This is a genomic window from Streptomyces sp. RLB3-17, assembly GCF_007113425.2.
Classification (GTDB): domain Bacteria; phylum Actinomycetota; class Actinomycetes; order Streptomycetales; family Streptomycetaceae; genus Streptomyces; species Streptomyces mirabilis_D.
In genome coordinates, this window is the sequence record NZ_CP041610.2 from 7874694 (window position 1) to 7901213 (window position 26520).

Genomic DNA, 26520 nt, shown 5'->3' on the forward strand with positions numbered 1-26520 from the left:
TAGAAGTTAGTGCTTTCCTTTGGTTCGTTGTCACCACCTGGAGGAGTCCCCACCGTGAGCACCCCGAATACCCCTGTCGTTTCCATCGCCTACCACTCCGGCTACGGCCACACCGCCGTCCTCGCCGAGGCCGTTCGCTCCGGCGCCGTCGAGGCCGGTGCGCAGGCGCACCTGATCAACGTCGACGAGATCACCGACGCTCAGTGGGAACTGCTCGACGCCTCGGACGCGATCGTGTTCGGCTCGCCCACCTACATGGGCACCGCTTCCGGCGCCTTCCACGTCTTCGCCGAGGCGTCCTCGAAGCGCTGGTTCGGACAGGACTGGCGCGACAAGCTCGCCGCCGGATTCACCAACTCCGGCTCCAAGAGCGGCGACAAGCTGCACACCCTGCAGTTCTTCCAGATCCTGGCCGCCCAGCACGGCATGAACTGGGTCAACCTCGGTCTGCACCCGGGCTGGAACAGTTCCTCGGCCTCCGAGCACGACCTCAACCGCCTCGGCGTCTTCGCCGGCGCCGCCGCCCAGACCAATGTCGACGAGGGTCCGGAGACGGTTCACAAGGCCGACATCGCCACGGCGGAGCACCTCGGGCGCCGGGTCGCGGAGGCGGCGCGGGTGGTCGCGCTGGGACGCGCGGCGGTGGCCGGGGCGGCGGCGTAAACGCTTACGCAATCGTTTGCGCAAGCGCTCGCGTAATCGTTTGCGTAAACGCTTGCGCGCGGCGCGGTGCAAACGGTCGCGCAAGGGCTTGAGTGAGCCCGTGTCGACGTTCGCGCAAAGGCTTGCGTAAGCGTTTACGCAAGCCTTTACGCCCCCGCACCACGTTCCTGTGCACACACGACGAAGCCGCCGGTACCCCCGCACGTCGGCACAGGCCCACACGCCCGCACGACAAAGCCGCGCCCCCATCGTTCAGCGAGGGGCGCGGCTTCGTCGTGTCGTGAGAGGTGGGCCGTCGGCTAGTAGCCGAAGAAGTGACGAGCCGGGTCTGTGACCTGCGGTCATGTAATCGACCAACGCCGCGACCTGCGACTTAGCTGTCGACGGTTGTCAGCGTTGGTTGTTGTCGAGCACCCCCGTACGGCCCAGAGACGGCCCGAGCGGGGGTGCTGTGGTGCGTGCCCCTCGATGCGAACTACGGGCTGGACGGTCTGGGATCTGCTCGGCAGGTCAGTCGGTCGTCCGAGGCGGGCGGGGTGCTGTCCAAACGGTGAGTGGATCAACTTCCCGTGGTCTGTTTTGCCCCCATGCCGTAAGTCTGGCACGCCGATCACACCATCGAAAGATGCGCTGTAAGAGGCCTGTGCCTCGTGGTCGCCTGCGTATGAGGCTCTGATCACGTCATCCGATGGGAACGGTACCCGGCGTTCAGCGTCTCCTTCCATGTGTCGAACGCGATCTGCGAACCGCGGACTGCCGGCGTCGACACGCAGAGGACGTGGACGGCCCGTTGGGGGAACGCGGTGGAGCACAGGACGCTGGGGCAGCGGTACGAGCTGGTGGAGCAGCTTGGCCAGGGTGGGATGGGCACGGTGCACCGGGCCGTTGACCACCGCCTGCGCCGTACCGTCGCGGTCAAGACGCTCTCCGCCGAGCTGGTGCGGCAGCCGCAGTTCCTCGCCCGGTTCCAGCGCGAGGCACACGCGGCCGCCGCGCTCAACCATCCCGGCGTAGCGACCGTGTACGACGTGGGCGAGGACGCGGTGGACGGCTTCGCCGTGCCGTATCTGGTCATGGAGTACGTCGAGGGTCGGACCCTCGCCCAGGTACTGGGAGACGGACCGCTGCCGACCGAGCAGGCGGTCGACGCGGCGGGGCAGGTGCTTGAGGCCCTGCGGCACAGCCACGGCCACGGCATAGTGCACCGGGACATCAAGCCGGCGAACGTCATGTTCACCCGGGCCGGGATAGCCAAAGTCCTCGACTTCGGTATCGCGAAGGCGCTCAGCGAGATGGCGACCCGATTGACCGGGACGGGCGTGGCAGTCGGTACGCCCGCCTATCTGGCGCCGGAGCAGATCGAAGGCCGCGACACGGACCACCGGACGGACCTGTACGCGGTGGGCTGCCTGCTGTACGAGTTGCTGACCGGCCGCCCTCCGTACACCGGGGAGTCGCCGTTCTCGGTGATGCACCAGCACCTGGCGCAGGAACCTGTACCACCGTCGCGGCTGCGCCCGGGACTGCCGCCAGGCGTGGACGCGGTCGTGCTGCGGGCGCTGCACAAGCGCCGGGAGGACCGGTTCGCTGACGCGGCGGAGATGAAGGCGGAACTGGATCGAGTCGCGGAGTACGCGCAGATACCCACGGCGCCCGCGATGCCGACCCCGACCGCCATGGATCCCCGTGCTCAGGCGGACCGGCCCGAGCCGGCGGAGGCTCCGCGACACGACCGGGCTGCGAGGCGATCGGATGGGATCAGGTCCCTGGGCCGGGTGGTGTTCCAGCCCACGCCGGAGGGGATGGTCGCACTCCTCGGAAGCACCCTCGCGGTGGTGGTGTCGCGGTCCGAGATGATCGCCACTGAGCACTTCCCTCTGGTCGCGCTGCTCAGCGGCCTCGCGGGGTGTGTACTGCTGCTGTGGTCGGCCCGCCTGGCGTGTGCCGTGGCCTGGGCTCCGGTGGCGGAGGCCGTGGCGGTGTGGTCGGAGTTCTCCCGCGCCAATATGGGCTGGGAGACGCGGTACGTCGTCATCGCCCTGCTGCTGGGGCTCGTCGCCGGGGCGTGCCTGACCGCCGGCTACCGAGACGAGCGCACGGGCGGGTTCGCACTGATGGCGTTCTGGTTCACGGGGCTGACGTCGGTGTGGTACTTCCTCGACGACCTGCGCAAGATCGGCGTGTTCTACGTCCTGCTGCTCGGGGTCTGCCTCGCCCTCGGCGCCCAGACTCTGAAGACCCGTCTCGCCGATTCCCGCAGCCCCGCCGTCTCGGCCCCGGAGCCGGCCGCCCGGTGAGTCGGTCCTGGCTCGCAGGCCCCGTCTTTCGGGTCATGCCGTGAGCGCCAGGCTTCCGGAGAGCGCCGGATCTACATCAACCTATAGGTGAACCTTCGTTGGAGTGCTGCCTGTAGTACGTAAGTCCGGCGAGCCGGTCACGCCGTCGAAAGAAGCGCTCTGACCTGGAGTTTCTTCGACAGGCGTAGAGAGGGCCCCGCGGGCCGCCGCTTTAAGGAGCGAGGTGAGGCGAGTGCCGCTCTGGCCTGCGAACTGTCCAGGTGGGTCGATCGAGGGGCACTCACCCGCCGGCCACTGCCGTTCCCCGGGGTTCCCCTCCGGATCTGGCACGGGTGTGGCACGGGCGCCTTCTGATCCGTAGCTCTACAGAGATCGGTCATTGAAGGCCATACAGGCTGTCCGGAAGCCCATGGCGGCCGCTGCGGGGTACTGCCGGTTGCTGGGGTTGCTGTACTTCTCTGCTGTACCGCAACTCCCGGCCGCCGTCCCGTTGTCAGTCCCCCCTGCTAGCTTGCCTGGCGGAGTGAGACCGGTCAGAGAACCTTCGAGGTCCGCGGTCAAGGGGGGTGGGCATAAAGGTCCCCGGGAGCCACTTCGGGACTATGTTGCAGGCCCCAGACCCCACCCCCCTCATCACCTGGCCAACACGCTTTCCAACTGTGGTGGTGGGGTGGTGCGTAACGTTCGGGGCCGTTCACCTGCGTTCATGGGCGGCCAGTCATCTGGGCGGCTACCGCCTCCGGTCCTGTCTGAACGGCCGCGAACGGCGCTGAATGAGACGGAAACTGAGACGGACGGCGGGGCTGGGCTCGTTTGCATCTTCGCTGTTGGAGGGGGTGTCATGGCGCTGGTCCGCAGGGGATCACGACGGATCGTTGTCGACGGCAGGGCCTATCGCTGGCGGCTGCGAGGCAGGCCGACGTACTCCGAGGGCCTGGCCTGGTCGCCGTGCACATTCGCGGTCGAGCATGCGGACAACCCGGGTACGACCCTTGTGGTCACCACCAACCAGCCACATCCGAGCAACTGGATCGGTCGTGAGGCTGAGCCTGCACTGCCGTCCGGTGTTGCTGCGGCTGTTCGGTTCGCCCTGCGAGCGGGCTGGACTCCGACGGCTCCGGGCTCCGCATTCCGCCTCGACCAGTCCGCCGGCTTCACGCCGGGGTACTGAGCGATCTAGAGAGTGAGCACCGCTTTAGGAGCGAGGTTGGTGGATCACGGGCGTGACCTGGGAATCCCTACCTTGGGTAGCGTGGGGTGGTCCACACCCTGGCGAATCTCGACTCCCCGTGAGTCCCCGTCCGTTCTGGCACGGAAGTGGCACGGCCCGGGGCCCCTCGATGGGAACTATGGGCGGGGCGGTCGCTGAGGTCTGCTGGGCCGGTCACTCGGGTAGCAGGTGCCGGGGTCGTCTCCCATGCCGTCGTACTGGTTGCTGTACTTCTTTGCTGTACAGAGGGGGCTACGGGTCCTCAGACCGTTCCCCAAGGACCGGCGGTATCTGACTTGGGGATCCACAGCAGGGGTTGATTCTCTCGACAGTAGTCAGCTGCATCGTCTTCCCACGGAAAGCGGCCTTCCCGGTCGGGCCAGAAGAGCTGCGCCATGGGCAGTGGTGAAACCTGGTAGAAGTCCAGCCCCGCGCCGAAGAAGTCGTGGCACCAGCTCTCGTGAACGGGCCGGATGACAGCGGGGTAATTGTCGTAGATATCGTCCCGGCGCTGGTCAGGCATGAGCGGAGGCCCGTTGCGCACGGCATCGCCCGCATCATTGACCAGGGGCATCATGACGTCGACGTCCAGCCCAAAGATGCACACCTCCGGGCTGCGCAGCGTGTGCCACATGCCTATGGAGTAGGCCCACCCTGCTGGGGCTTCGCTGTCGGCGTGAACTCCCATCACATGCCAGCCGTAGTCTCTTGTGCTGGCGGCCACAGACTGGTCGCGGGGATTCCACGAGGCTTCGTTTGACGACTTCGTGCACAGGATGCACGGACACCCGGAGTTACCCATCCGGGGATGCTAACGCCGCGAACGATCAAGCCCATCACGTGGGCGTTTCCAGTTGTCAGATCAAAGCCGGTTCCGCAGCCGATCAACCTCCTCAACCACAACCCTTCCCAGCTCCCAACCCGTCTGCCATCGACCCACACACCGTGGAGCGGGCGTGGTCCATGGCGTCCAGGTGGAGCGCGCCACTGTACGAACGACCTGGACGCCATGGGCCGCGTCTGCTCGGCTCTGCCTGGGACGACGGCAGGCGGGATGGGAGCACCCCCGCGCACGCCACTGTCCGCCGGCACTCGCGAACGGTGCCCCCGCCATCTCGGAGCCTGAGCGCCCCCGCCGGAGGCTCGTTCTCGCCGTGGCTGCGTTCGTTCAGGTCTCGGCTCAGGGGGCCAGCCCGCGCCGTGCGCGGGCCCTTGGTCTGCGCCAGGGAGAGGTATTCGGCCTGGCCGTGGAAGACGTGGACTTCCTCGGCGGGGTGGTGCACGTCGTGCGGCAAGTCAAGCTGCTCCAACGCCACCGGGCGGTGTTCGCCCCGCCGAAGGGCGGCAAGGAGCGTGATGTCCATCTGCCTGAATCCGTCGCCTTCGCACTGGCCGGGCACCTGAAGAACTTCCCGGCAACCGAGATCACCTTGCCGTGGAAGACCCTCGACGGCCCGCCGGCCACGGCAGCGCTGCTCTTCACCGGCTCCATGGGCCTGGCGCTGGATCGCAATCGCTTCAATGACCGCGTCTGGCGGCCTGCCCTGCGAGCCGTGGATGTCGAGACCGGACGCGATAACGGCATGCACGCCCTGAGGCACTTCTACGCCTCAGTCCTTCTTGATGCGGGGGAGAGTATCAAGGCGCTCAGCGAGTACCTGGGACACCATGATCCCGGCTTCACGCTGCGTACGTACACGCATCTGATGCCGTCGAGCGGGACCCGTACCCGGGCCGCCGTCGATCGCGTCTTCAGAGACGGTGAACCTGCGGATGACGGCCCCGAGACGGCCCAGGGCAGTGAATAGGGCGCTGACCTGCGGCTATCTCAGTAGCCGAAGTCCTGCGTCCACCAGGGTCCGCCGGTGCCGAGGTGCACACCCACGCCCAGGGTCTTGAAGTCGCAGTTGAGAATGTTGGCGCGGTGGCCGGGGCTGTTCATCCAGGCCTCCATGACGGCGGCGGCGTCGGCCTGGCCGCGGGCTATGTTCTCGCCGCCGAGGCTGGTGATCCCGGCCTTGGCCGCCCGGTCCCAGGGGCTGAGCCCGCTCGGGTCGGTGTGGTCGAAGAAGTCGCGCGCGGCCATGTCCTCGCTGAAGGCCTGGGCGAGGTCGGACAGGGCGCTGTTCGCCGCCACCGGACTGCAGCCGACCTTGGCCCGCTCGTCGTTGACCAGCTTGAGCACCTCGGTCTCGGCCGCCGTTACGGCGGAGACGTCGACCGGGGCGGTGGTCTTGGGCGCCTTGGTCTTCGAGGCCTGACCGGGCGGAGTCGCGGGCTTGTTCCCGTTGGCGGACTTGCCCGGCTTGGTGGTGGTGGGCGCCTGGGAGGGCGCCGTCGTCGGCGCGGCCGGCGAGGTCACGGGAGCGGTCGACGCCGGTGCCGAAGCCGAGGGCGACGCGGTGCGGTCGGCGTCACGGCTCGTCGAGGTGCCCTCGCGGCCGTCCGCGCTCGCGCTGCCCGACGTACCGCCCTGCTGGGTCTCCTGGCTGGACGGGGACCCCACGGCCTGCACGCTGTCGGAGTTGTTGCTGCCACCACCGAGCGAGTAGTTCTCGGTGCCGGGCAGCACGCCGGACGCGACGGCCACGGTGCCCAGTGCCACGGCCGCGGAGACGCCGAGCAGACCGGTGCGTACCGGCGTCGCGGTCTTCCGCTTGCGGTGCGAGCGGGCGGCGGCGGTCGGCGGGAGGTCGGCGACGGCGGCGTAGCCGTACAGGTTCTCCGGACCGTAACTTTCCGTAAGCGGTCCGTGGTTCTCCGTAACCCCCGCGGCGCGGCCCGTGGCGGCGCGGCCGACGGCGGAGCGTCCGTGGCGTCCCATCTCCTGGCCTTCCTCGTTCCTGGTCAGCGTCCCTCACTCGAAAGAGTGAGTTTCATATGAGACTCATTGGGTCGGGACGGTACCGCATGGCGGGAGGGGAGGAAGTGCTGCGAGAGACTTTGTCCGGTTAGCGTGCACCCATGAACGAGGTTGTGCGGCTGGTCGTTTGGGTACGCGGACGTGTCCAAGGTGTGGGTTTCCGCTGGTTCACGCGGGCCAAGGCGCTGGAGATCGGCGGCCTGAGTGGCTTTGCTCTCAATCTGGACGACGGACGGGTCCAGGTGGTCGCGGAAGGAACCCGGGCCGGATGCCAGGGTCTGCTCGACTGGCTCCAGGGGGACGACACACCCGGGCGTGTGGACGGAGTCACTGAGATCTGGGACACGCCCCGGGGGATCTACGACGGCTTCGCGATCCGGTGACGGCGACGTGCGCAACGGCCCTGGCGGAAGCGGTATGGCATGCCACCGGCACCTGCCAGAAGCAGAAATGACCTGGTGGTTGCCAAGAACGGCTCGGCGTGGCAGGCTCCGCAGAGAAGGATGATCTCCACGCCCCCCGGGTCTCGCAGGAGTCGCAGCGCAGCCGTCCGAAGGGCCGCGCGACAGCGGGTTGCCCGCCAATACGGGGCGTGATCGTGTTGACCGTCAAACTTTTTGGTGAGACGCTGAAAGCCCCGCGCACCTTAGCTGTTTGGCATGTGGAACCGCAGCAAAAATTTAGTAAGTGTCAAGCATCGCGGGTGCGATTCCCTCACGACCCACACCGCTTCGGTCGGTCACTCAGTGTGGAGGACCATCCATCATGGCAAAGGCGCTTCTCGGTTACGTCGGCGGTTCCGACCCGCGACTCATCGCCGAGATGCGACGGCTCCAGCAGCGTGTACAGGACCTCGAATCCGAGCTCGTACGGATTCAGGCCGAGAACGACGCGCTCGCGGCTGCCGCTTCTCACGACTCGCTTCTCGAGAGCATCGACGTACCCCAGGCGGAGCCTGCGCTCACCTGATCACTGCACCGCACTACGACAGCAGTGGTTGGGCTGCCCGTGTCAACCGCTAAGTTGTCAGCTGTCAGAATTGCAAGGGACGCCTCTTCGGCGTCCCTTCTTCTTTCCCCCGTGTGCCCTCCCGCCCTCTTTAACGTCTGGTGTGCCCTGCACGTTCATGGGTGAAACCGCGGGTTCATGGAGTGAGACCGGCCCGAAAGGTAGAGTCCGGCGGCGTGCACCTCAAGGCCCTGACCCTGCGCGGGTTCAAGTCGTTCGCCTCGGCGACCACGCTGCGGTTCGAGCCGGGCATCACCTGTGTCGTGGGCCCCAATGGTTCGGGCAAGTCCAATGTCGTGGACGCCCTGAGCTGGGTCATGGGTGAGCAGGGGGCCAAGTCGCTGCGCGGCGGCAAGATGGAGGACGTCATCTTCGCCGGCACCACCGGGCGGCCGCCGCTCGGCCGGGCCGAGGTGTCCCTGACCATCGACAACTCCGACGGCGCGCTGCCCATCGAGTACGCCGAGGTCACCATCACGCGGATCATGTTCCGCAACGGCGGCAGCGAGTACCAGATCAACGGTGACACCTGCCGTCTCCTCGACATCCAGGAACTGCTGTCCGACTCCGGCATCGGCCGCGAGATGCACGTCATCGTCGGGCAGGGCCAGCTCGACTCCGTCCTGCACGCCGACCCGATGGGCCGCCGCGCGTTCATCGAGGAGGCGGCGGGCGTCCTCAAGCACCGCAAGCGCAAGGAGAAGGCGCTGCGGAAACTGGACGCGATGCAGGCGAACCTGGCCCGCGTCCAGGACCTCACCGACGAACTGCGCCGCCAGCTCAAGCCACTGGGCCGGCAGGCCGCCGTCGCCCGTCGCGCCGCCGTCATCCAGGCCGACCTGCGCGACGCCCGCCTGCGCCTCCTCGCCGACGATCTCGTACGACTGCGGCAGGCGCTCCAGTCCGAGATCGCCGACGAGGCCGCGCTCAAGCAACGCAAGGAAAGCGCCGAGGCCGAACTGAAGAAGGCGCTCCAGCGGGAGGCGCTCCTGGAGGAGGAGGTCCGGCAGCTCACGCCCCGGCTCCAGCGCGCCCAGCAGACCTGGTACGAGCTCTCGCAGCTCGCCGAGCGGGTGCGCGGCACGATCTCGCTGGCCGACGCGCGGGTGAAGAGCGCCACTTCGGCGCCCGCCGAGGAGCGGCGCGGGCGGGACCCCGAGGACATGGAGCGCGAGGCGGCGCGGATCCGTGAACAGGAGGCCGAGCTCGAAGCGGCCCTGGAGGCGGCCGAGCACGCCTTGGAGGACACGGTCGCGCACCGGGCCGAACTGGAGCGCGAGCTCGCCGTCGAGGAGCGCCGCCTCAAGGACGTGGCCCGCGCCATCGCCGACCGCCGTGAGGGACTGGCCCGCCTCAACGGCCAGGTCAATGCCGCCCGTTCGCGGGCCGCCTCCGCCCAGGCCGAGATCGACCGGCTCGCCGTCGCCCGGGACGAGGCCCAGGAGCGGGCGTTCGCCGCGCAGGAGGAGTACGAGCAGCTGAAGGCCGAGGTCGACGGCCTGGACGCGGGCGACGCGGAACTGACGGAGCGCCATGAGGCGGCCAAGCGGGCGCTGTCCGAGGCGGAGGCCGCGCTGAGCGCCGCCCGTGAGGCGGCCACGGCGGCCGAACGCAGGCGCGCCGCCACCCAGGCCCGCCACGAGGCCCTCGCCCTCGGTCTGCGCCGCAAGGACGGCACGGGGGCGCTCCTGGGGTCCAGGGACCGCCTCACGGGGCTCCTGGGCCCCGCGGCCGAGCTGCTGTCCGTCACCCCCGGCCACGAGGTCGCGCTCGCCGCCGCCTTCGGCGCCGCGGCGGACGCCATCGCGGTCACCACTCCCGCCTCGGCCGCCGAAGCCATCCGCCTGCTGCGCAAGCAGGACGCCGGCCGCGCGGCCCTGCTGCTGGCCGGGGCTCCGGAGGACGCGGGGGCACGCGAGGCCAAGGGCGTCGACGGCACCGGCCAGCACCGCGCGGCGGGTGACAGCGCTTCCGGTGCGGTGCCCATCGGCGGTCACCCCGACGGGCGTGACGCATCCGGCGGCGCGGGTCGCTCCGTGGCCTCTCTGGACGACGTGACCCCAAGGGCAGCCTCCGGGGCTCTGCCTCCGAACGCCGCCTCCGGTGACGTAGCGCCGCGGACGGCCCCCACCGGGCCGCCGTACGCCGCCGACCTCGTCCGTGGTCCCGCCGAGCTCATGCCCGCCGTCCGGCGGCTGCTGCGCGGGATCGTCGTGGTCGGCACCCTTGAGGACGCCGAGGACCTGGTCTACGCGCGGCCGGAGTTGACCGCGGTCACCGCGGAGGGGGACCTGCTCGGAGCGCACTTCGCGCACGGTGGGTCCGCCGGGGCGCCCAGCCTCCTCGAGGTGCAGGCGTCCGTAGACGAGGCGGCTGCCGAGCTCGAGGAGCTCGCCGTGCGGTGCGAGGAACTCGGCGCGGCGCAGCACCGGGCCGCCGAGGAGCGGGGGGAGCGGGCCGCGCTCGTCGAGGAGCTGGGGGAGCGGCGGCGGGCCGCCGAGCGCGAGAAGTCGTCCGTGGCGCAGCAGTTGGGGCGGCTGGCCGGGCAGGCGCGCGGCGCTGCCGGGGAGGCCGAGCGGAGCACCGCCGCCGCGGCGCGGGCGCAGGAGGCGCTCGACCGGGCCGTGGAGGAGGCCGAGGAACTGGCGGAGCGGCTCGCCGTGGCCGAGGAGATGCCTGTCGAGGAGGAGCCCGACACGGCTGTACGGGACCGGCTCGCCGCGGACGGCGCCAACGCGCGGCAGACCGAGATGGAGGCCCGGCTCCAGGTGCGCACGCACGAGGAGCGGGTGAAGGGGCTCGCGGGCCGGGCCGACGGGCTCGACCGGGCCGCGCGGGCGGAACGTGAGGCACGCGCGCGTGCGGAGCAGCGGCGGGCCCGGCTGCGGCACGAGGCGGCGGTCGCCGAGGCCGTCGCCTCCGGAGCGCGGCAACTCCTGGCGCATGTCGAGGTGTCACTGCGCCGGGCCGAGGAGGAGCGCACCGCGGCCGACACCGCCAAGGCCCGCCGTGAGCAGGATCTTGTCGCCGCGCGCAACGAAGGCCGCGATCTCAAGGCGGAGCTCGACAAACTCACGGATTCGGTTCACCGCGGCGAGGTACTCGGCGCCGAGAAGCGGCTGCGGATAGAGCAGCTGGAGACGAAGGCGCTGGAGGAGCTCGGTGTCGAACCGGCTGGGCTTGTCGCGGACTACGGTCCGGGCCAGCTCGTGCCGCCCTCGCTCCCCGCCGAGGGCGAGGAACTGCCCGAGGACCCGGAGCACCCGCGCAACCAGCCCCGGCCCTTCCACCGTGCCGAGCAGGAGCGACGGCTCAAGTCGGCCGAGCGGGCCTACACGCAGCTGGGGAAGGTCAATCCGCTGGCGTTGGAGGAGTTCGCCGCGTTGGAGGAGCGTCACAAGTTCCTCAGCGAGCAGCTGGAGGACCTCAAGAAGACGCGGGCCGATCTGTTGCAGGTGGTGAAGGAGGTCGACGAGCGCGTCGAACAGGTCTTCACCGAGGCGTACCGGGACACCGCGCGTGAGTTCGAGGGCGTCTTCAGCAGGCTGTTCCCGGGAGGGGACGGGCGACTGATCCTGACCGACCCCGACAACATGCTCACCACGGGTGTGGACGTCGAGGCACGGCCCCCCGGCAAGAAGGTGAAACGGCTGTCCCTGCTGTCCGGTGGGGAGAGGTCTCTCACCGCCGTCGCGCTCCTTGTGTCGATCTTCAAGGCGCGGCCCAGTCCGTTCTATGTGATGGACGAGGTGGAGGCGGCGCTCGACGACACCAACCTGCAGCGGCTGATCCGGATCATGCAGGAGCTGCAGGAGGCCTCGCAGCTGATCGTGATCACGCACCAGAAGCGGACGATGGAGGTCGCCGACGCGCTGTACGGCGTCTCCATGCAGGGCGACGGTGTGTCGAAGGTCATCAGTCAGCGGCTGCGCTAGATGCGTGTAGTGCACACCGGTCATGACCTGGGCTTCTAGCTGAGTTCAAGTAGTGAACACCTGATGACCGCTTGGGTACGAAAAATTCACAGCAGTCGAACTGTTGACTTCGAAACTTGAAGGCATAGTCTCTGCAACGTTGCTTTTACCTTCAGGTGGTGGGGGCTGCGAAGTCGTGCGCCACTGGTACCACCACCGAAGGGCTTGCCCCCACACCCCCGGCAGCGAGGCCGGGTGGCCCGAGGAGTTACACGTGACCAGCACCGCGCAGGCACCCCTGCCAGGAGCCAAGACGGCTCACCCCGAACATCTCGGGCATGTCATCTTCATCGCTGCGGCGGCCGCGATGGGCGGCTTCCTCTTCGGTTACGACAGCGCCGTGATCAACGGTGCCGTCGAGGCCATCCGAAGCCGATACGACATCGGCTCCGCGACCCTGGCCCAGGTCATCGCCATCGCGCTGATCGGCTGCGCCATCGGCGCGGCGACCGCGGGCCGCATAGCCGACCGCATCGGCCGCATCCGATGCATGCAGATCTCCGCCGTCCTCTTCACGGTCAGCGCCGTCGGTTCCGCGCTGCCGTTCGCGCTGTGGGACCTCGCCTTCTGGCGCATCATCGGCGGATTCGCCATCGGTATGGCCTCCGTCATCGGCCCCGCCTACATCGCCGAGGTCTCGCCGGCCGCGTACCGCGGACGCCTGGGCTCCTTCCAGCAGGCCGCGATCGTCATCGGCATCGCCATCTCGCAGCTGGTCAACTGGGGCATCCTGAACGCCGCCGGCGGCGACCAGCGCGGCAAGCTGATGGGCCTCGAGGCCTGGCAGGTCATGCTCGGTGTCATGGTCGTCCCGGCCGTCCTCTACGGTCTGCTCTCCTTCGCGATCCCCGAGTCGCCGCGCTTCCTGATCTCCGTGGGCAAGGAAGACCGCGCCCGTGAGGTGCTCAAGGAGGTCGAGGGCGACAGGATCGATCTGACGGCCCGCGTCGCCGAGATCGAGCACGCCATGAAGAGCGAGCACAAGTCGACCTTCAAGGACCTGCTCGGCGGCAGCTTCTTCTTCAAGCCGATCGTCTGGGTCGGCATCGGCCTCTCGGTCTTCCAGCAGTTCGTCGGCATCAACGTCGCGTTCTACTACTCCTCGACGCTGTGGCAGTCGGTCGGCGTCGACCCCTCGCAGTCGTTCTTCTACTCGTTCACGACGTCGATCATCAACATCATCGGCACCGTGATCGCCATGATCTTCGTCGACCGGATCGGCCGTCGGCCGCTCGCGCTCATCGGCTCCGTGGGCATGGCCATCGGTCTCGCGCTGGAGGCCTGGGCCTTCTCGTACGACCTCGTGGACGGCAAGCTGCCGGCGACGCAGGGCTGGGTCGCCCTCATCGCCGCGCATGTCTTCGTCCTCTTCTTCGCCCTGTCCTGGGGTGTCGTGGTCTGGGTCTTCCTCGGCGAGATGTTCCCGAACCGGATTCGCGCCGCCGCCCTCGGCGTCGCCGCCTCCGCGCAGTGGATCGCCAACTGGGCCATCACCGCGAGCTTCCCGTCGCTGGCCGACTGGAACCTCTCCGCGACCTACGTGATCTACACGATCTTCGCCGCGCTCTCCATCCCCTTCGTGCTCAAGTACGTCAAGGAGACCAAGGGCAAGACGCTGGAGGAAATGGGCTGAGCCTCCTGAAGAGGCCCCGAGACTCGAGGAGAAGGGCCAAGTCCCCGCTGCCCCTCTCCTCGTACCCGTAAGACGTACTGCCCCGGCTCAATCCCCGAGCCGGGGCAGTACGTCTTCGCAGAACAGGTGCAGGCTGCGCCAGCCCTCGTCGATCGGCATCCCGCCGGACAGCGGGTGCAGCACGTGGTTGTCGAGACCCTGCGCCACGCACTGGTCGGGGGTCAGGATCCGGTACACGCCCTCCGCGCGCAGTTCCTCGACCGTCGTGGCAGCCGACTTCACCGCCGAGCGGATGTCACCGGACTGCCAGGAGGCGTACGTCCGTGCCTCGTGCAGGAAGTGCCCGCCGTACTCGGCCCACGCCCGGTCCGGGTCCTCGGCGATGTGCAGCAGCGGGGTCTCGGCGGCGGGCATCATGGTCCAGCCCTCGGTGCCGTACTCGACGAGCCGCTCCTTGTAGTACGCCTCCAGGTCGGGGAGGTGCGCGCTGGGGAAGAAGGGGAGCCCGAGCCGGGCGGCGCGCCGGGCCGCGGCCCTGGACGAGCCGCCGACCAGCAGCAGCGGGTGCGGGTCGGAGAACGGGCGCGGTGTGACCCGTACCGTACGGTCCCGGTAGGTGAACTCCTCGCCGGTCCACGCCTTCAGCACCGTCTCCAGGAGCTCGTCCTGGAGTGCCCCGCGCCGCTTCCAGTCGACGTCGAAGAGGGCGTACTCCTCGGGCCGGTAGCCGATGCCCGCGACGGTCACGAGGCGGCCGCCGCTGAGCAGGTCGAGCACGGCGATGTCCTCGGCGAGGCGCAGTGGATCGTGCAGCGGGCCGATGACCGCGGAGACGGTGACCGCGAGGTGCCGGGTCGCTCCGAAGACCGCGCCCGCGAAGGCGAACGGCGAGGGCAGCCAGTTGTTGGCGACCCCGTGGTGCTCCTCGGTCTGCACGGTGGTGATGCCGCGGTCGTCGGCGTGGGCGGCCATCTCGATGGCCGCCTTGTAGCGGGCGCTCAGCGACGCGGGGGTGGCGGCGGGGTCGACGAGGTTGAAGCGCACGACGGTTACGGGCATGGAAGCCCCCCTTCGGTGTGGAGGGGGACGGTAGCTGACGGTACGTCAGACAGCCATAGTCGCGGACCCTTTCGCGGGTTGCGCCACAGGCGCCACCGCGGGCTTCGGCAGCACCGCGTACAGCAGGAAGGAGACCGCGACGGTCGCCACCCAGCCGAGGCCGTACTCGCCGACGGGGTTGTTCGACGCCAGCGGACCGGTGAGCCAGTCGGACGTGCTGAACAGCAGGCCCGAGCCGAGCCCGAGCGCCCACGCGGCGACCGCGGCCGGGCTGAAGCCGCCCCGGTACCAGTAGGCGCTGGTGCGCGTGGTGTCGAGCAGGGCCCCGGCGTCGTACTCCTCGCGGCGCAGCATGTCCGCGCCGAAGACGCCGACCCAGGCCGAGAACGCGACCGCGAGCAGCGACAGGAACGCGATGAACGAGCCCATGAAGGAGGTCGCCACCAGCATCAGGACGCCGCCGAGGATCAGTGAGATCACGGCGTTGACCGCGACCGCCCGGTGCCGCGACACCTTGATGCCGAGGGTCTGCGCGGTGAAGCCCGCCGAGTACATCGACATCGCGTTGATCAGCAGCATGCCGACCAGAGCGATGAGCAGGTAGGGCACCGCGATCCACAGCGGCAGGATCGCGCCGACGAAGGAGACCGGGTCGGCCGCCGTGGCCAGCTCCGGCGTCGAGACCGCCATCACCGCGCCCATCAGGATCAGGGGGAGTACGACGATGCCGGCGCCGACCACCGAATTGCGCACGATCGCCGCCGACGAGGCCGTACGCGGCAGATAGCGTGTGAAGTCCGGCGCCGACGGCGCCCAGCTGATGCCGCCCGCCGCGATCAGTCCGACCCCCGTGATCATCAGGGCTGTCGGGCCGGCGGGCTGTCCGAAGACCCTGCCCCAGTCCGTGTCCGCGACCAGGTGCCCGAGGACGAGCACGGAGAAGCCGCCGAAGAGCCACGTCGCCCATGTGCCGCACGTCCGGACGGCACTGATGCCGAGGCCCGAGATCGCGAACGTCGCGACCACGAAGGCCAGCAGCGTCGCGACGATCAGGAACGTGTTGCTCCTGATGCCGAAGAGCACGTTCAGGACGGTGAGCAGGGCGTAGGAGCCCGTCACCGCGTTGATCGTCTCCCAGCCCCAGCGGGCGATCCAGATCAGTGAACCCGGCAGGAGGTTTCCGCGCTGGCCGAAGACCGCGCGGGACAGGGTCAGGCCGGGCGCCCCGCCCCGCTTGCCCGCGATGCCGACCAGACCCACCAGGCCGTACGAGACGACCGGCGCCGCGAGGCCGACGGCCAGCGCCTGCCAGAAATTGAGTCCGTAGGAGACGGCCAGGGCCGCGCCCATGGTCAGCAGCAGGACGGTGATGTTGGCGGCGATCCAGGTGGGAAGCAGTGCGCGGGTCTTCGGGTGTCGCTCGGCGTCGGGGACGGGCTCGATGCCCCGGGTTTCCAGAACGTGGTGCGCGGATGTGTCGAGGGTGCCATCGGAGCGGTCGGTGGTCCTCATGGCAATTAAGCATACTTTGTGTCGTTTTTTACTCTTTCGCGAAGCGTGTTCTCGGAGGAAGCCACGGAATCCCTCCGATGACACGGAGAACCCCTCCCGGGAGGGGGATGACTGATACTGGGGAGCGTTATGGAAACCGTCATCCTTGCTGTAGTCATCGCCGTGGTCGTGATCGGCGCACTCGGCGGGCTCGTCATCGGCAGTCGCCGCAAGAAGCCGCTGCCCCCGGCGCCCCCCACCACGCCCGACATCACCGCCCCTCCCGCCGAGCCGCACATCGGCGACGAGGCCGAGATCCCGCACGACGAAGAGCGCCGGACGATAGAGGAGGTGGATCTCCCGGGCGGCTCGGCCGTGCCGGTCGTCGTCGAGGAACCCGAACCCGTTGTCGAAGCTCCCGCGATCGAGATCCCGGAGCCGACCGCGGGACGCCTGGTGCGGCTGCGCGCCCGCCTCTCGCGCTCGCAGAACGCGCTCGGCAAGGGGCTGCTCACGCTCCTCTCGCGCGAGCACCTCGACGAGGACACCTGGGAGGAGATCGAGGACACGCTGCTGACCGCCGACGTCGGCGTGCAGCCCACCCAGGAGCTGGTCGAGCGGCTGCGCGAGCGCGTGAAGGTGCTCGGTACGCGGACGCCCGACGAGCTGCGCACCCTGCTGCGCGAGGAGCTGCTGCAGCTTCTCGTCCCCGAGTTCGACCGTACGGTCAAGACCGACTCGAACCTCGACACCCCGGGCATCGTGATGGTCGTCGGTGTCAACGGCACCGGCAAGACCACCACCACCGGCAAGCTCGCCCGCGTCCTCGTCGCCGACGGCAAGAACGTGGTGCTCGGCGCCGCCGACACCTTCCGTGCCGCCGCCGCCGACCAGCTGCAGACCTGGGGCGAGCGCGTGGGCGCCCGTACCGTGCGGGGCCCCGAGGGCGGCGACCCCGCCTCGATCGCCTTCGACGCGGTCAAGGAGGGCATCGAGGAGGGCGCCGACGTCGTCCTCATCGACACGGCCGGACGACTTCACACCAAGACCGGGCTCATGGACGAGCTCGGCAAGGTCAAACGTGTCGTCGAGAAGCACGCCCCGCTCGACGAGGTGCTGCTGGTCCTCGACGCCACGACCGGCCAGAACGGTCTGGTGCAGGCCCGCGTCTTCGCCGAGGTCGTCGACATCACCGGCATCGTGCTGACCAAGCTCGACGGCACCGCGAAGGGCGGCATCGTGATCGCGGTCCAGCGCGAGCTGGGGGTGCCGGTCAAGCTGGTGGGTCTGGGCGAGGGCGCGGACGATCTGGCGCCGTTCGAGCCGGAGGCGTTCGTTGACGCCCTTATCGGAGAGTGACCCCCACCTCCCGAAGTTGGTAGGTGGTCCAGGAAGCGTCCGCCCCCGAGGTGCAGTTCGGGGTGCGGGCGCTTTGCTGTGGACGTCGGTGTAGGTGTCGGTGTCGCTACGCCCGCGACCGGTGTGCCACGTATGCCAGCGTCCCCAGCAGCAACCGTGCCTGCGGCGGCTTCGTCGCCGAGTCCAGGGCGGGGGAGCGCAGCCAGCGGACCGGACCGAGGCCGGCGCGGTCGGAGGGCGGGGCGGTGATGTACGCACCGGGGCCGAGGCCGTGCAGGTCGAGGGAGGCGTCGTCCCAGCCCATCCGGTAGAGCAGCTCGGGGAGCTCGGCCGCGGCGCCGGGGGCGACGAGGAAGTGGGCGCGGCCGTCCGGGGTCGCGGTGACCGGCCCGGTGGGCAGTCCCATCCGCTCGAGGCGGACGAGCGCGCGGCGCCCGGCGGCCTCGGCGACCTCGATGACGTCGAACGCGCGGCCGACCGGCAGCATCACCGCGGCACCCGGGAACTCGCCCCAGGTCTCGGAGACCTCGTCGAGCGTGGCGCCCGCTTCGAGCAACGGCGCGAAGTCCAGCGGATGCGCCCCCGGCGTGGGGCAGCCGGCCTTGCCGCAGGAGCACGCGCCCGCGGCGGCCCGGGCGCCGGGGACCACGTCCCAGCCCCACAGCCCGGTGAACTCGGCCACCGCGGTGCACTCCGACGAGCGGCCGCGGCGACGGGTGCCGGGCCGGCTTTCGCGCATTCCCCGACTGCTGCCGATCGTGAAGCCCATGCCCCCTCCAACGGGTCCAACGCGTCAACGGTTACGCCATGAACGCGGAACATCACTCAGTGTGTTCCCGTCCCCGGATGTCACGTGGTTGGCGACGTGGTCCCGGCGGCGCCCGGAAGCGTCCCGGGTGGTGTACCCGGCGGCGTGCGCCCCCGAATGCATCGTTTCGCCACTTCTGGCTGTCCTATGTCAAGTGAATCGCGTACAGGCGATCAGGAGTTCATTCGAAGGGGTGGCGAATGGTGGCGTTTCCGGGATCGCCATGGCTGGACGCGTGATCGTAGGATTACTTTGAGTGCACGAGTCCTGGGGACGTATGCACTCGTGGGTATGCCGGAGGCAAGTCGGCTTCCCGTTCGAAGGGTGAGAACTGCCGGACGCGCGGCCGTATTTACCGGCATTCTGATAGGGCTTGGCGCACGCAGCGTACAAGTGGTCTCAGGGATGGGGGCGTTCCAGTGGGCGGCAACGGCGGAAGCGGTACGAACGCTGACAAGCGCCCGAATGAGCTGTTGGGCTCGTGGTTCGTGCGCAGTGGCTGGTCGAAGGGCGAGCTGGCACGGCAAGTGAACCGAAGGGCCCGCCAGTTGGGGGCCAATCACATCTCCACGGACACCTCGCGGGTGCGCCGCTGGCTGGACGGCGAGAATCCGCGCGAGCCGATTCCGCGGATCCTGTCCGAGCTGTTCTCCGAGCGGTTCGGCTGTGTGGTCGCCGTCGAGGACCTCGGTCTGCGCGCCGCCCACCAGTCACCGTCCGTGTCGGGTGTCGACCTGCCCTGGACCGGCCCGCAGACCGTGGCGCTGATCAGCGAGTACTCGCGCAGTGACCTGATGCTGGCGCGGCGTGGCTTCCTCGGCAGCTCGCTGGCCCTCGCCGCGGGCCCCGCCCTTATCGAGCCCATGCAGCGCTGGCTGGTGCCCTCGCCCGCCGCGCCCCAGGAGGAGCCCGAGTCCCCGGCCGCCGCGCGCCGCCCCGGTCGGCTCTCCCAGCCCGAGCTGGACCTCCTGGAGTCCACCACGGTGATGTTCCGCCAGTGGGACGCCCAGTGCGGCGGCGGTCTGCGCCGCAAGGCGGTCGTCGGCCAGCTGCACGAGGTGACCGACCTGCTCCAGGAGCCGCAGCCCGGGGCGACCAGCAAACGCCTGTTCAAGGTCGCCGCCGAGCTGGCCGAGCTGGCGGGCTGGATGAGCTACGACGTGGGGCTGCAGCCCACCGCGCAGAAGTACTTCGTGCTCGCCCTGCACGCCGCCAAGGAGGCGGGAGACAAGCCCCTGGGCTCGTACATCCTCTCCAGCATGAGCCGCCAGATGATCCACCTCGGCCGGCCCGACGACGCGCTCGAACTCATCCATCTGGCGCAGTACGGAAGCCGTGACTGCGCGAGCCCGCGCACCCAGGCCATGCTGTATGCGATGGAGGCCCGCGCCTACGCGAACATGGGCCAGCCCGGAAAGTGCAAGCGGGCCGTCCGGATGGCCGAGGACAGCTTCGAGGACGTTCACGACTGGGACGATCCGGACCCCGACTGGATCCGCTTCTTCTCGCTGGCCGAGCTGCACGGCGAGAACTCGCACTCCTACCGCGACCTGGCCTACGTCGCGGGCCGCAGCCCCACGTACGCCTCGCTCGCCGAGCCCCTGATGCAGCAGGCCGTCGACCTCTTCGCCAAGGACGGCGAGCACCAGCGTTCGTACGCACTCAATCTCATCGGCATGGCCACCGTGCACCTGCTGCGGCGCGAGCCCGAGCAGAGTGCGGTATTGGCCAAGGACGCGATGGCGATCGCCAAGAAGGTGCGCTCCGAGCGCGTCAACACTCGTATCCGAAAGACGGTCGACACGGCCGTCCGCGACTTCGGTGACCTCGCCGAGGTCGTGGACCTCACCGAGCAGCTCGCCGCCGACCTTCCCGAGACCGCGGAAGCGGTCTGAGCCCAGGCCGCGGAAGCGGTCCGATCCCAGTACCCCGGCCACGGCCGGTCGTCCCGAACCGCCCGACTCGGCTCCCCCATGCCAGGTCATCGGACGACCAGCCGTGGCCGGTTCGTTTGCCTTCTGGGAAGGTTGCGCCACGATAACGATCGCTCCGCCCGGTATCAGCCAGTTCATGGAGGCGTAACACACGAGGTGCCTTCGTCACTGCGGCGAAACATCGAGGGGCGTCGACGGAAACCGCGCTGCGTCAATCTCATGGCGCATAACCGGCCCACCCCTCATGACCGCTCAGGCTTCGCCCGCACGGGGCCGTACCAACGACGAGGAGACGCCGATGGCACCAGCCATCACGCTAGCCGCAGAAGCTCCCAAGCTCTCGGCCGCCAACACCGGGTTCATGCTCATCGCTTCCGCCCTGGTGCTGATCATGACCCCCGGCCTCGCCTTCTTCTACGGAGGCATGGTCCGTGTCAAGAGCACCCTGAACATGCTGATGATGAGCTTCATCAGCATGGGGATCATCACGATCCTGTGGGTGCTGTACGGCTTCTCGCTCGCCTTCGGCGCGGACAAGGGTTCGTTCATCGGCTGGACCTCGGACTGGGTCGGCCTCAGCAACATCGGCCTGACGGAGCTGTGGCCGGGCTACACCATCCCGATCTTCGTCTTCATGGTCTTCCAGCTGATGTTCGCCATCATCACGCCCGCGCTGATAAGCGGTGCGCTGGCGGACCGGGTGAAGTTCACGGCGTGGTCGCTGTTCATCGCGCTGTGGGCCACGGTCGTCTACTTCCCGGTCGCGCACTGGGTCTGGGGCACCGGCGGCTGGGCGTTCGACCTCGGCGTGATCGACTTCGCCGGTGGTACGGCGGTCCACATCAACGCGGGTGCCGCGGCCCTCGGCGTGATCCTGGTCATCGGCAAGCGCGTCGGCTTCAAGAAGGACCCGATGCGTCCGCACAGCCTCCCGCTGGTGATGCTCGGCTCCGGTCTGCTGTGGTTCGGCTGGTTCGGATTCAACGCCGGTTCGTGGCTCGGCAACGACGACGGCGTCGGCGCGCTGATGTTCGTCAACACGCAGATCGCCACCGCGGCCGCCATGCTGGCCTGGCTCATCTACGAGAAGATCCGCCACGGCGCGTTCACCACGCTGGGCGCCGCCTCCGGCGCGGTCGCCGGTCTGGTCGCCATCACCCCGTCCGGTGGCGCGGTCTCCCCGCTCGGCGCGATCGCCGTCGGCGCCATCGCCGGTGTCGTGTGCGCCATGGCCGTCGGCCTCAAGTACAAGTTCGGCTACGACGACTCCCTCGACGTGGTCGGCGTGCACCTCGTCGGCGGTGTCATCGGCTCCCTGCTGATCGGCTTCTTCGCCAGCGGCAAGGGCCAGTCCACCGTCGAGGGCCTCTTCTACGGCGGCGGACTCACCCAGTTCTGGAAGCAGTGCGCCGGTGTCTTCGCCGTCCTCGGCTACTCCCTGGTCGTCTCCGCGATCCTCGCCTTCATCATCGACAAGACGATGGGCATGCGGGTCACCGAGGACGAGGAGATCGCAGGCATCGACCAGGCCGAGCACGCCGAGACCGCATACGACTTCAGTGGAGCGGGCGGCGGCATCGTCGGCGGCTCGGTTTCCGCCCTCGCGGGTACGGAGAGCAAGAAGGTGGACGCATGAAGCTCATCACCGCCGTCGTGAAGCCCCACCGGCTCGACGAGATCAAGGAGGCCCTGCAGGCCTTCGGGGTGCACGGTCTCACGGTCACGGAGGCCAGCGGCTACGGTCGGCAGCGGGGACACACCGAGGTCTACCGTGGTGCCGAGTACACCGTCGACCTGGTCCCCAAGATCCGCATCGAGGTGCTGGCCGAGGACGACGACGCCGAACAGCTGATCGATGTCGTCGTGAAGGCGGCCCGCACCGGCAAGATCGGTGACGGCAAGGTGTGGTCCATCCCGGTCGAGACGGCCGTCCGGGTCCGGACCGGCGAGCGCGGCCCGGACGCGCTCTAAACAGAAGATCAGAACAGGAGCCACTGGGTGACGAGTACGGAGATGCGTACGGAAGCAGAGGACTCGGGACCCAGCGGCTATGCGGCGGCCCGGCTGCGCCTCCTCCAGGAGGGGGCGCAGTCCGGGCCGCCGCGCCGTGCCGCCCTCGCCGAACTCACGGACGAATGGCTGACCGGCCTCTTCGGCGCGGGTGCCGAGGGACTGCGCGGCGTCTCGCTCGTCGCCGTCGGCGGCTACGGCCGCGGAGAACTCTCGCCACGCAGCGATCTCGACCTGCTGCTCCTGCACGACGGCGCCGACTCCGGCACGGTCGCCGCGCTCGCCGACCGCATCTGGTACCCCATCTGGGACCTGGGCCTGGCCCTCGACCACTCGGTGCGTACGCCCGGCGAGGCACGCAAGACCGCGGGCGGGGACCTCAAGGTGCAGCTCGGCCTGCTGGACGCCCGCCACATCGCGGGCGACCTCGGCCTCACCGCCGGATTGCGTACGGCCATCCTCGCCGACTGGCGCAACCAGGCGCCGAAACGCCTCCCCGAACTCCAGGAGCTGTGCGCCGAGCGCGCCGAACGCCAGGGTGAGCTGCAGTACCTCCTGGAACCGGACCTGAAGGAGGCTCGCGGCGGCCTGCGCGACGCCACCGCCCTGCGTGCCGTCGCCGCCTCCTGGCTCGCGGACGCGCCCCGTGAGGGCCTCGCGGACGCCCGCCGCAGGCTCCTGGACGTCCGCGACGCCCTCCACCTCACCACCGGCCGTGCCACCGACCGCCTCGCGCTCCAGGAGCAGGACCAGGTCGCCGCCGAACTCGGACTCCTGGACGCCGACACCCTGCTGCGCCAGGTGTACGAGGCCGCGCGCGTCGTGTCGTACGCCAGTGACGTCACCTGGCGCGAGGTGGGGCGCGTGCTCAAGTCGCGCGCTGTGCGGCCACGGCTGCGCGCCATGCTCGGCGGCGGTGCCAAGCCCGCCGTGGAGCGCTCACCGCTCGCCGAGGGTGTGGTCGAGATGGACGGCGAGGTGGTACTCGCCCGCGCCGCACGCCCCGAGCGCGACCCCGTACTCCCGCTGCGTGCCGCGGCCGCCGCCGCACAGGCCGGGCTCCCGCTCTCCCTGCACGCCGTACGGCGCATGGCCGCCGTCGCGCGCCCACTGCCCACGCCCTGGCCCGCCGAGGCCCGGGAACAGCTCGTCACGCTGCTCGGCTCGGGCCGCCCGACCATCGAGGTCTGGGAGGCACTGGAGGCCGAGGGCCTGATCACCCGGCTCCTGCCCGACTGGGAGCGGGTGCGCTGCCGCCCGCAGCGCAACGCCGTGCACATCTGGACCGTCGACCGCCACCTCATCGAGACGGCCGTCCGCGCCTCCGAGCTGGCCCGCCGTGTGGGCCGCCCCGACCTTCTCCTCGTCTCCGCCCTGCTGCACGACATCGGCAAGGGCTGGCCCGGCGACCACTCCGTGGCCGGCGAGATCATCGCCCGGGACGTGGCCGCCCGCATCGGCTTCGACCGCGCCGACGTGGCGGTGCTCGCCACCCTCGTACGCCACCACCTGCTGCTCATCGACACCGCGACGCGACGCGACCTGGAGGACCCGGCGACCGTCCGCTCGGTCGCCGAGGCCGTCGGATCGCAGAGCACCCTCGAACTGCTGCACGCCCTCACCGAGGCGGACGCGCTGGCCACCGGGCCCGCGGCCTGGTCCTCCTGGCGCGGGTCCCTCGTCGCCGACCTGGTCAAACGGGTCGCCGCCGTGCTCGCCGGCGGCGCCCCCGAGGAGCCCGAGGCCGCCGCGCCCACGGCCGAGCAGGAGCGGCTCGCCATCGAGGCGTTCCGCACCGGCGGCCCCGTACTGGCACTGCGCGCGCAGACCGAACCGCCCACCGAGGAGGAGCCCACCGGCGATCCCGAGCCCCTGGGCGTGGAACTGCTCATCGCCGTGCCCGACCAGCCCGGAGTGCTCCCCGCGGTCGCCGGTGTCCTCGCGATGCACCGCCTGACCGTGCGCACGGCCGAGCTGCGCGCCCTGGACCTCCCCGACGGCGTCGAGGGCTCGGTGCTGCTGCTCAACTGGCGGGTCGCCGCGGAGTACGGCTCCCTGCCACAGGCCGCCCGGCTGCGCGCCGACCTGGTGCGCTCCCTGGACGGCTCCCTGGACATCGCGGCCCGACTCGCCGAGCGCGACGCCGCCTATCCGCGCCGCCGGGGCACGATCGCGCCGCCGCCCCGGGTGACGGTCGCCTCCGCCGCCTCCCGCCACGCGACGGTCATCGAGGTCCGCGCCCACGACGCTCCCGGCCTGCTGCACCGCATCGGGCGAGCCCTGGAGGACGCGAGCGTATGGGTGCGTAGCATGCATGTCTCCACCCTCGGCGCCAACGCCGTGGACGCCTTCTACGTGACCGGCCCCAAGGGCGCGCCCCTGCCGGCGGAGGAGGCGGTTTCGGTGGCGCGTGGGCTGGAGGAGATGCTGCGGGGATGACCTCGTGGCAGATGCTGCGGGAGTGACCTCGTGGTCCTTTCTCCGTCCATCGAGCGTGGTCCCTGTCGGGTATTCACACCGGGCAGGGGACACCAACCCTTTTCGGGCAGATACCCTGGAGGGCAACCCAACCGCCCCCGACTCCGAGGACCGACGCCACCGTGTTCGATACCCTCTCAGACCGCCTGAGCGCGACTTTCAAAAACCTCCGCGGGAAAGGCCGGCTCTCCGAGGCGGACATCGACGCCACGGCCCGCGAGATCCGTATCGCGCTCCTCGAAGCCGATGTGGCCCTGCCGGTCGTGCGGACCTTCATCAAGAACGTCAAGGAGCGCGCCCTCGGCTCCGAGGTCTCCAAGGCGCTGAACCCTGCCCAGCAGGTCCTGAAGATCGTGAACGACGAGCTCGTCACGATCCTCGGCGGCGAGACCCGCCGCCTGCGGTTCGCCAAGAACCCGCCCACCGTGATCATGCTCGCGGGTCTTCAGGGTGCCGGTAAGACCACGCTCGCCGGAAAGCTCGGCAAGTGGCTCAAGGACCAGGGCCACTCCCCGCTGCTGGTCGCCGCCGACCTCCAGCGCCCGAACGCCGTGAACCAGCTGAGCGTCGTCGCCGAGCGCGCCGGTGTGGCCGTCTACGCCCCCGAGCCGGGCAACGGCGTCGGTGACCCGGTCAAGGTCGCCAAGGACTCCATGGAGTTCGCGAAGACCAAGGTCCACGACATCGTGATCGTGGACACCGCCGGCCGCCTCGGCATCGACCAGGAGATGATGAAGCAGGCCGCGGACATCCGCGACGTCGTCTCCCCGGACGAGATCCTCTTCGTCGTCGACGCGATGATCGGTCAGGACGCGGTCAACACCGCCGAGGCCTTCCGCGACGGCGTCGGCTTCGACGGCGTCGTCCTGTCGAAGCTCGACGGTGACGCCCGCGGTGGTGCCGCGCTCTCCATCGCCTCGGTCACCGGCAAGCCGATCATGTTCGCGTCGAACGGCGAGAAGCTCGACGACTTCGACGCCTTCCACCCGGACCGGATGGCCTCCCGCATCCTCGACATGGGTGACCTGCTCACCCTGATCGAGCAGGCGGAGAAGACGTTCAGCCAAGAAGAGGCCGAGAAAATGGCCTCCAAGTTGGCGTCCAAGAAGGGCCAGGACTTCACCCTGGACGACTTCCTGGCCCAGATGGAGCAGGTCAGGAAGATGGGCAGCATCAGCAAGCTGCTCGGCATGCTCCCGGGCATGGGCCAGATCAAGGACCAGATCAACAACCTCGACGAGCGCGACGTCGACCGCACGGCCGCCATCATCAAGTCGATGACGCCGGGCGAGCGCCATGAGCCGACGATCATCAACGGCTCGCGCCGCGCCCGTATCGCCAAGGGCTCGGGTGTCGAGGTCAGCGCGGTCAAGAACCTGGTCGAGCGCTTCTTCGAGGCCCGCAAGATGATGTCCCGCATGGCCCAGGGCGGCGGCATGCCCGGCATGCCTGGAATCCCGGGCATGGGTGGCGGCCCCGGCCGGGCCAAGAAGAAGCAGAAGGTGGCCAAGGGCAAGCAGCGTTCCGGCAACCCGATGAAGCGCAAGCTGCAGGAGGAAGAGGCCGCGGCCCGCCGTGAGGCCGGTGCCCAGCCGGGCGGCGCCTTCGGTCTGCCGGCCGGGCAGCAGGCTCAGGACTTCGAGCTTCCGGACGAGTTCAAGAAGTTCATGGGCTGACGGTTCGTTTCCGTACGGGGGCTTCCGTACGGCTTCCTCGGTACGGGGTCGTTCTCA

The 26520-nt window shown here is 69.5% G+C and carries 18 protein-coding genes; 13 read left to right on the forward strand and 5 right to left on the reverse strand.

The window, feature by feature from the left end; translation table 11 throughout:
• Positions 1 to 54: 54 nt before the first annotated feature.
• Together FNV62_RS35640 and FNV62_RS35650 are read left to right on the forward strand one after the other, a co-directional pair.
• Positions 55 to 663: a flavodoxin family protein gene (locus FNV62_RS35640; protein WP_097286393.1), complete on the forward strand. Its 609-nt coding sequence runs from the start codon at positions 55 to 57 to the stop codon at positions 661 to 663.
• Between the two features lie 803 nt (positions 664 to 1466).
• Positions 1467 to 2960, forward strand: a complete 1494-nt coding sequence (locus FNV62_RS35650) for a protein kinase domain-containing protein (RefSeq protein ID WP_143603041.1) — start codon at positions 1467 to 1469, stop codon at positions 2958 to 2960.
• A 1472-nt stretch (positions 2961 to 4432) separates the two neighbouring features.
• Here the strand turns inward: FNV62_RS35650 and FNV62_RS35655 are convergent.
• Positions 4433 to 4972, reverse strand: coding sequence for a DUF4262 domain-containing protein (locus FNV62_RS35655; RefSeq protein WP_143603043.1), 540 nt, complete (start codon positions 4970 to 4972; stop codon positions 4433 to 4435).
• A 352-nt stretch (positions 4973 to 5324) separates the two neighbouring features.
• On the opposite strand from FNV62_RS35655, the gene FNV62_RS55995 reads away from it, so the two are divergent.
• Positions 5325 to 5978: a tyrosine-type recombinase/integrase gene (locus tag FNV62_RS55995; RefSeq protein ID WP_375336791.1), complete on the forward strand. Its 654-nt coding sequence runs from the start codon at positions 5325 to 5327 to the stop codon at positions 5976 to 5978.
• Positions 5979 to 5998: 20 nt separating this feature from the next.
• Here FNV62_RS55995 and FNV62_RS35665 read toward each other — a convergent pair whose 3' ends face one another.
• Complete coding sequence (locus FNV62_RS35665) at positions 5999 to 6994, reverse strand: CAP domain-containing protein (RefSeq protein WP_143628245.1); 996 nt, start codon at positions 6992 to 6994, stop codon at positions 5999 to 6001.
• A 140-nt stretch (positions 6995 to 7134) separates the two neighbouring features.
• Between FNV62_RS35665 and FNV62_RS35670 the strand changes: the two genes are divergently transcribed.
• The 4 genes from FNV62_RS35670 to FNV62_RS35685 all read left to right on the forward strand — a co-directional run bounded on the left by FNV62_RS35670 (position 7135) and on the right by FNV62_RS35685 (position 13648).
• Positions 7135 to 7416 (forward strand): acylphosphatase, encoded by a 282-nt coding sequence (locus tag FNV62_RS35670; protein WP_054235378.1) that lies wholly within the window; start codon positions 7135 to 7137, stop codon positions 7414 to 7416.
• 382 nt (positions 7417 to 7798) lie between these two features.
• Complete coding sequence (locus FNV62_RS35675) at positions 7799 to 8002, forward strand: hypothetical protein (protein WP_028802434.1); 204 nt, start codon at positions 7799 to 7801, stop codon at positions 8000 to 8002.
• 215 nt (positions 8003 to 8217) lie between these two features.
• Positions 8218 to 11976, forward strand: a complete 3759-nt coding sequence (locus FNV62_RS35680) for an AAA family ATPase (protein WP_143628247.1) — start codon at positions 8218 to 8220, stop codon at positions 11974 to 11976.
• Positions 11977 to 12229: 253 nt separating this feature from the next.
• On the forward strand, positions 12230 to 13648 hold the full coding sequence (locus FNV62_RS35685) for a sugar porter family MFS transporter (RefSeq protein ID WP_097286400.1): 1419 nt from the start codon (positions 12230 to 12232) through the stop codon (positions 13646 to 13648).
• Between the two features lie 87 nt (positions 13649 to 13735).
• On the opposite strand, the gene FNV62_RS35690 is transcribed toward FNV62_RS35685, so the two are convergent.
• Together FNV62_RS35690 and FNV62_RS35695 are read right to left on the reverse strand one after the other, a co-directional pair.
• Positions 13736 to 14707 carry an LLM class flavin-dependent oxidoreductase gene (locus FNV62_RS35690; protein WP_143628249.1) on the reverse strand — a complete coding sequence of 324 codons (972 nt, stop codon included), beginning with the start codon at positions 14705 to 14707 and terminating at the stop codon, positions 13736 to 13738.
• Positions 14708 to 14752: 45 nt separating this feature from the next.
• The gene (locus FNV62_RS35695) at positions 14753 to 16219 is read right to left on the reverse strand and encodes a cytosine permease (protein WP_144315789.1); all 1467 of its coding nucleotides are present in this window, start codon (positions 16217 to 16219) and stop codon (positions 14753 to 14755) included.
• Between the two features lie 129 nt (positions 16220 to 16348).
• Between FNV62_RS35695 and ftsY the strand changes: the two genes are divergently transcribed.
• A complete protein-coding gene (gene ftsY / locus FNV62_RS35700) occupies positions 16349 to 17557 on the forward strand; it encodes a signal recognition particle-docking protein FtsY (RefSeq protein WP_143628253.1) in 1209 nt (402 codons plus the stop codon).
• A 106-nt stretch (positions 17558 to 17663) separates the two neighbouring features.
• Here the strand turns inward: ftsY and FNV62_RS35705 are convergent, their stop codons facing one another.
• The gene (locus tag FNV62_RS35705) at positions 17664 to 18326 is read right to left on the reverse strand and encodes a bifunctional DNA primase/polymerase (protein WP_143628255.1); all 663 of its coding nucleotides are present in this window, start codon (positions 18324 to 18326) and stop codon (positions 17664 to 17666) included.
• A gap of 458 nt (positions 18327 to 18784) precedes the next feature.
• Between FNV62_RS35705 and FNV62_RS35710 the strand changes: the two genes are divergently transcribed.
• The 5 genes from FNV62_RS35710 to ffh all read left to right on the forward strand — a co-directional run bounded on the left by FNV62_RS35710 (position 18785) and on the right by ffh (position 26463).
• The gene (locus FNV62_RS35710; protein WP_054235371.1) at positions 18785 to 20260 is read left to right on the forward strand and encodes an NsdA; all 1476 of its coding nucleotides are present in this window, start codon (positions 18785 to 18787) and stop codon (positions 20258 to 20260) included.
• A 337-nt stretch (positions 20261 to 20597) separates the two neighbouring features.
• Positions 20598 to 21935, forward strand: a complete 1338-nt coding sequence (locus tag FNV62_RS35715; RefSeq protein ID WP_060901219.1) for an ammonium transporter — start codon at positions 20598 to 20600, stop codon at positions 21933 to 21935.
• Positions 21932 to 22270 (forward strand): P-II family nitrogen regulator, encoded by a 339-nt coding sequence (locus tag FNV62_RS35720; protein ID WP_054235369.1) that lies wholly within the window; start codon positions 21932 to 21934, stop codon positions 22268 to 22270. The genes FNV62_RS35715 and FNV62_RS35720 overlap by 4 nt, the downstream gene beginning before the upstream one ends.
• A 27-nt stretch (positions 22271 to 22297) precedes the next feature.
• Positions 22298 to 24748 carry a [protein-PII] uridylyltransferase gene (locus tag FNV62_RS35725; RefSeq protein ID WP_054235368.1) on the forward strand — a complete coding sequence of 817 codons (2451 nt, stop codon included), beginning with the start codon at positions 22298 to 22300 and terminating at the stop codon, positions 24746 to 24748.
• Positions 24749 to 24909: 161 nt separating this feature from the next.
• Entirely contained in the window at positions 24910 to 26463 is a 1554-nt protein-coding gene (ffh, locus tag FNV62_RS35730) for a signal recognition particle protein (protein ID WP_143603048.1), read from the forward strand.
• Positions 26464 to 26520: the final 57 nt, after the last annotated feature.

Bases quoted from the DNA above. Each gene is read 5' to 3' on its own strand.
- FNV62_RS35655 (WP_143603043.1), bottom strand. From the start codon at position 4,972: ATGGGTAACTCCGGGTGTCCGTGCATCCTGTGCACGAAGTCGTCAAAC.
- FNV62_RS35665 (WP_143628245.1), bottom strand. From the start codon at position 6,994: ATGGGACGCCACGGACGCTCCGCCGTCGGCCGCGCCGCCACGGGCCGC.
- FNV62_RS35670 (WP_054235378.1), top strand. From the start codon at position 7,135: ATGAACGAGGTTGTGCGGCTGGTCGTTTGGGTACGCGGACGTGTCCAA.
- FNV62_RS35675 (WP_028802434.1), top strand. From the start codon at position 7,799: ATGGCAAAGGCGCTTCTCGGTTACGTCGGCGGTTCCGACCCGCGACTC.
- FNV62_RS35690 (WP_143628249.1), bottom strand. From the start codon at position 14,707: ATGCCCGTAACCGTCGTGCGCTTCAACCTCGTCGACCCCGCCGCCACC.
- FNV62_RS35695 (WP_144315789.1), bottom strand. From the start codon at position 16,219: ATGAGGACCACCGACCGCTCCGATGGCACCCTCGACACATCCGCGCAC.
- ftsY (WP_143628253.1), top strand. From the start codon at position 16,349: ATGGAAACCGTCATCCTTGCTGTAGTCATCGCCGTGGTCGTGATCGGC.
- FNV62_RS35705 (WP_143628255.1), bottom strand. From the start codon at position 18,326: ATGGGCTTCACGATCGGCAGCAGTCGGGGAATGCGCGAAAGCCGGCCC.
- FNV62_RS35715 (WP_060901219.1), top strand. From the start codon at position 20,598: ATGGCACCAGCCATCACGCTAGCCGCAGAAGCTCCCAAGCTCTCGGCC.
- FNV62_RS35720 (WP_054235369.1), top strand. From the start codon at position 21,932: ATGAAGCTCATCACCGCCGTCGTGAAGCCCCACCGGCTCGACGAGATC.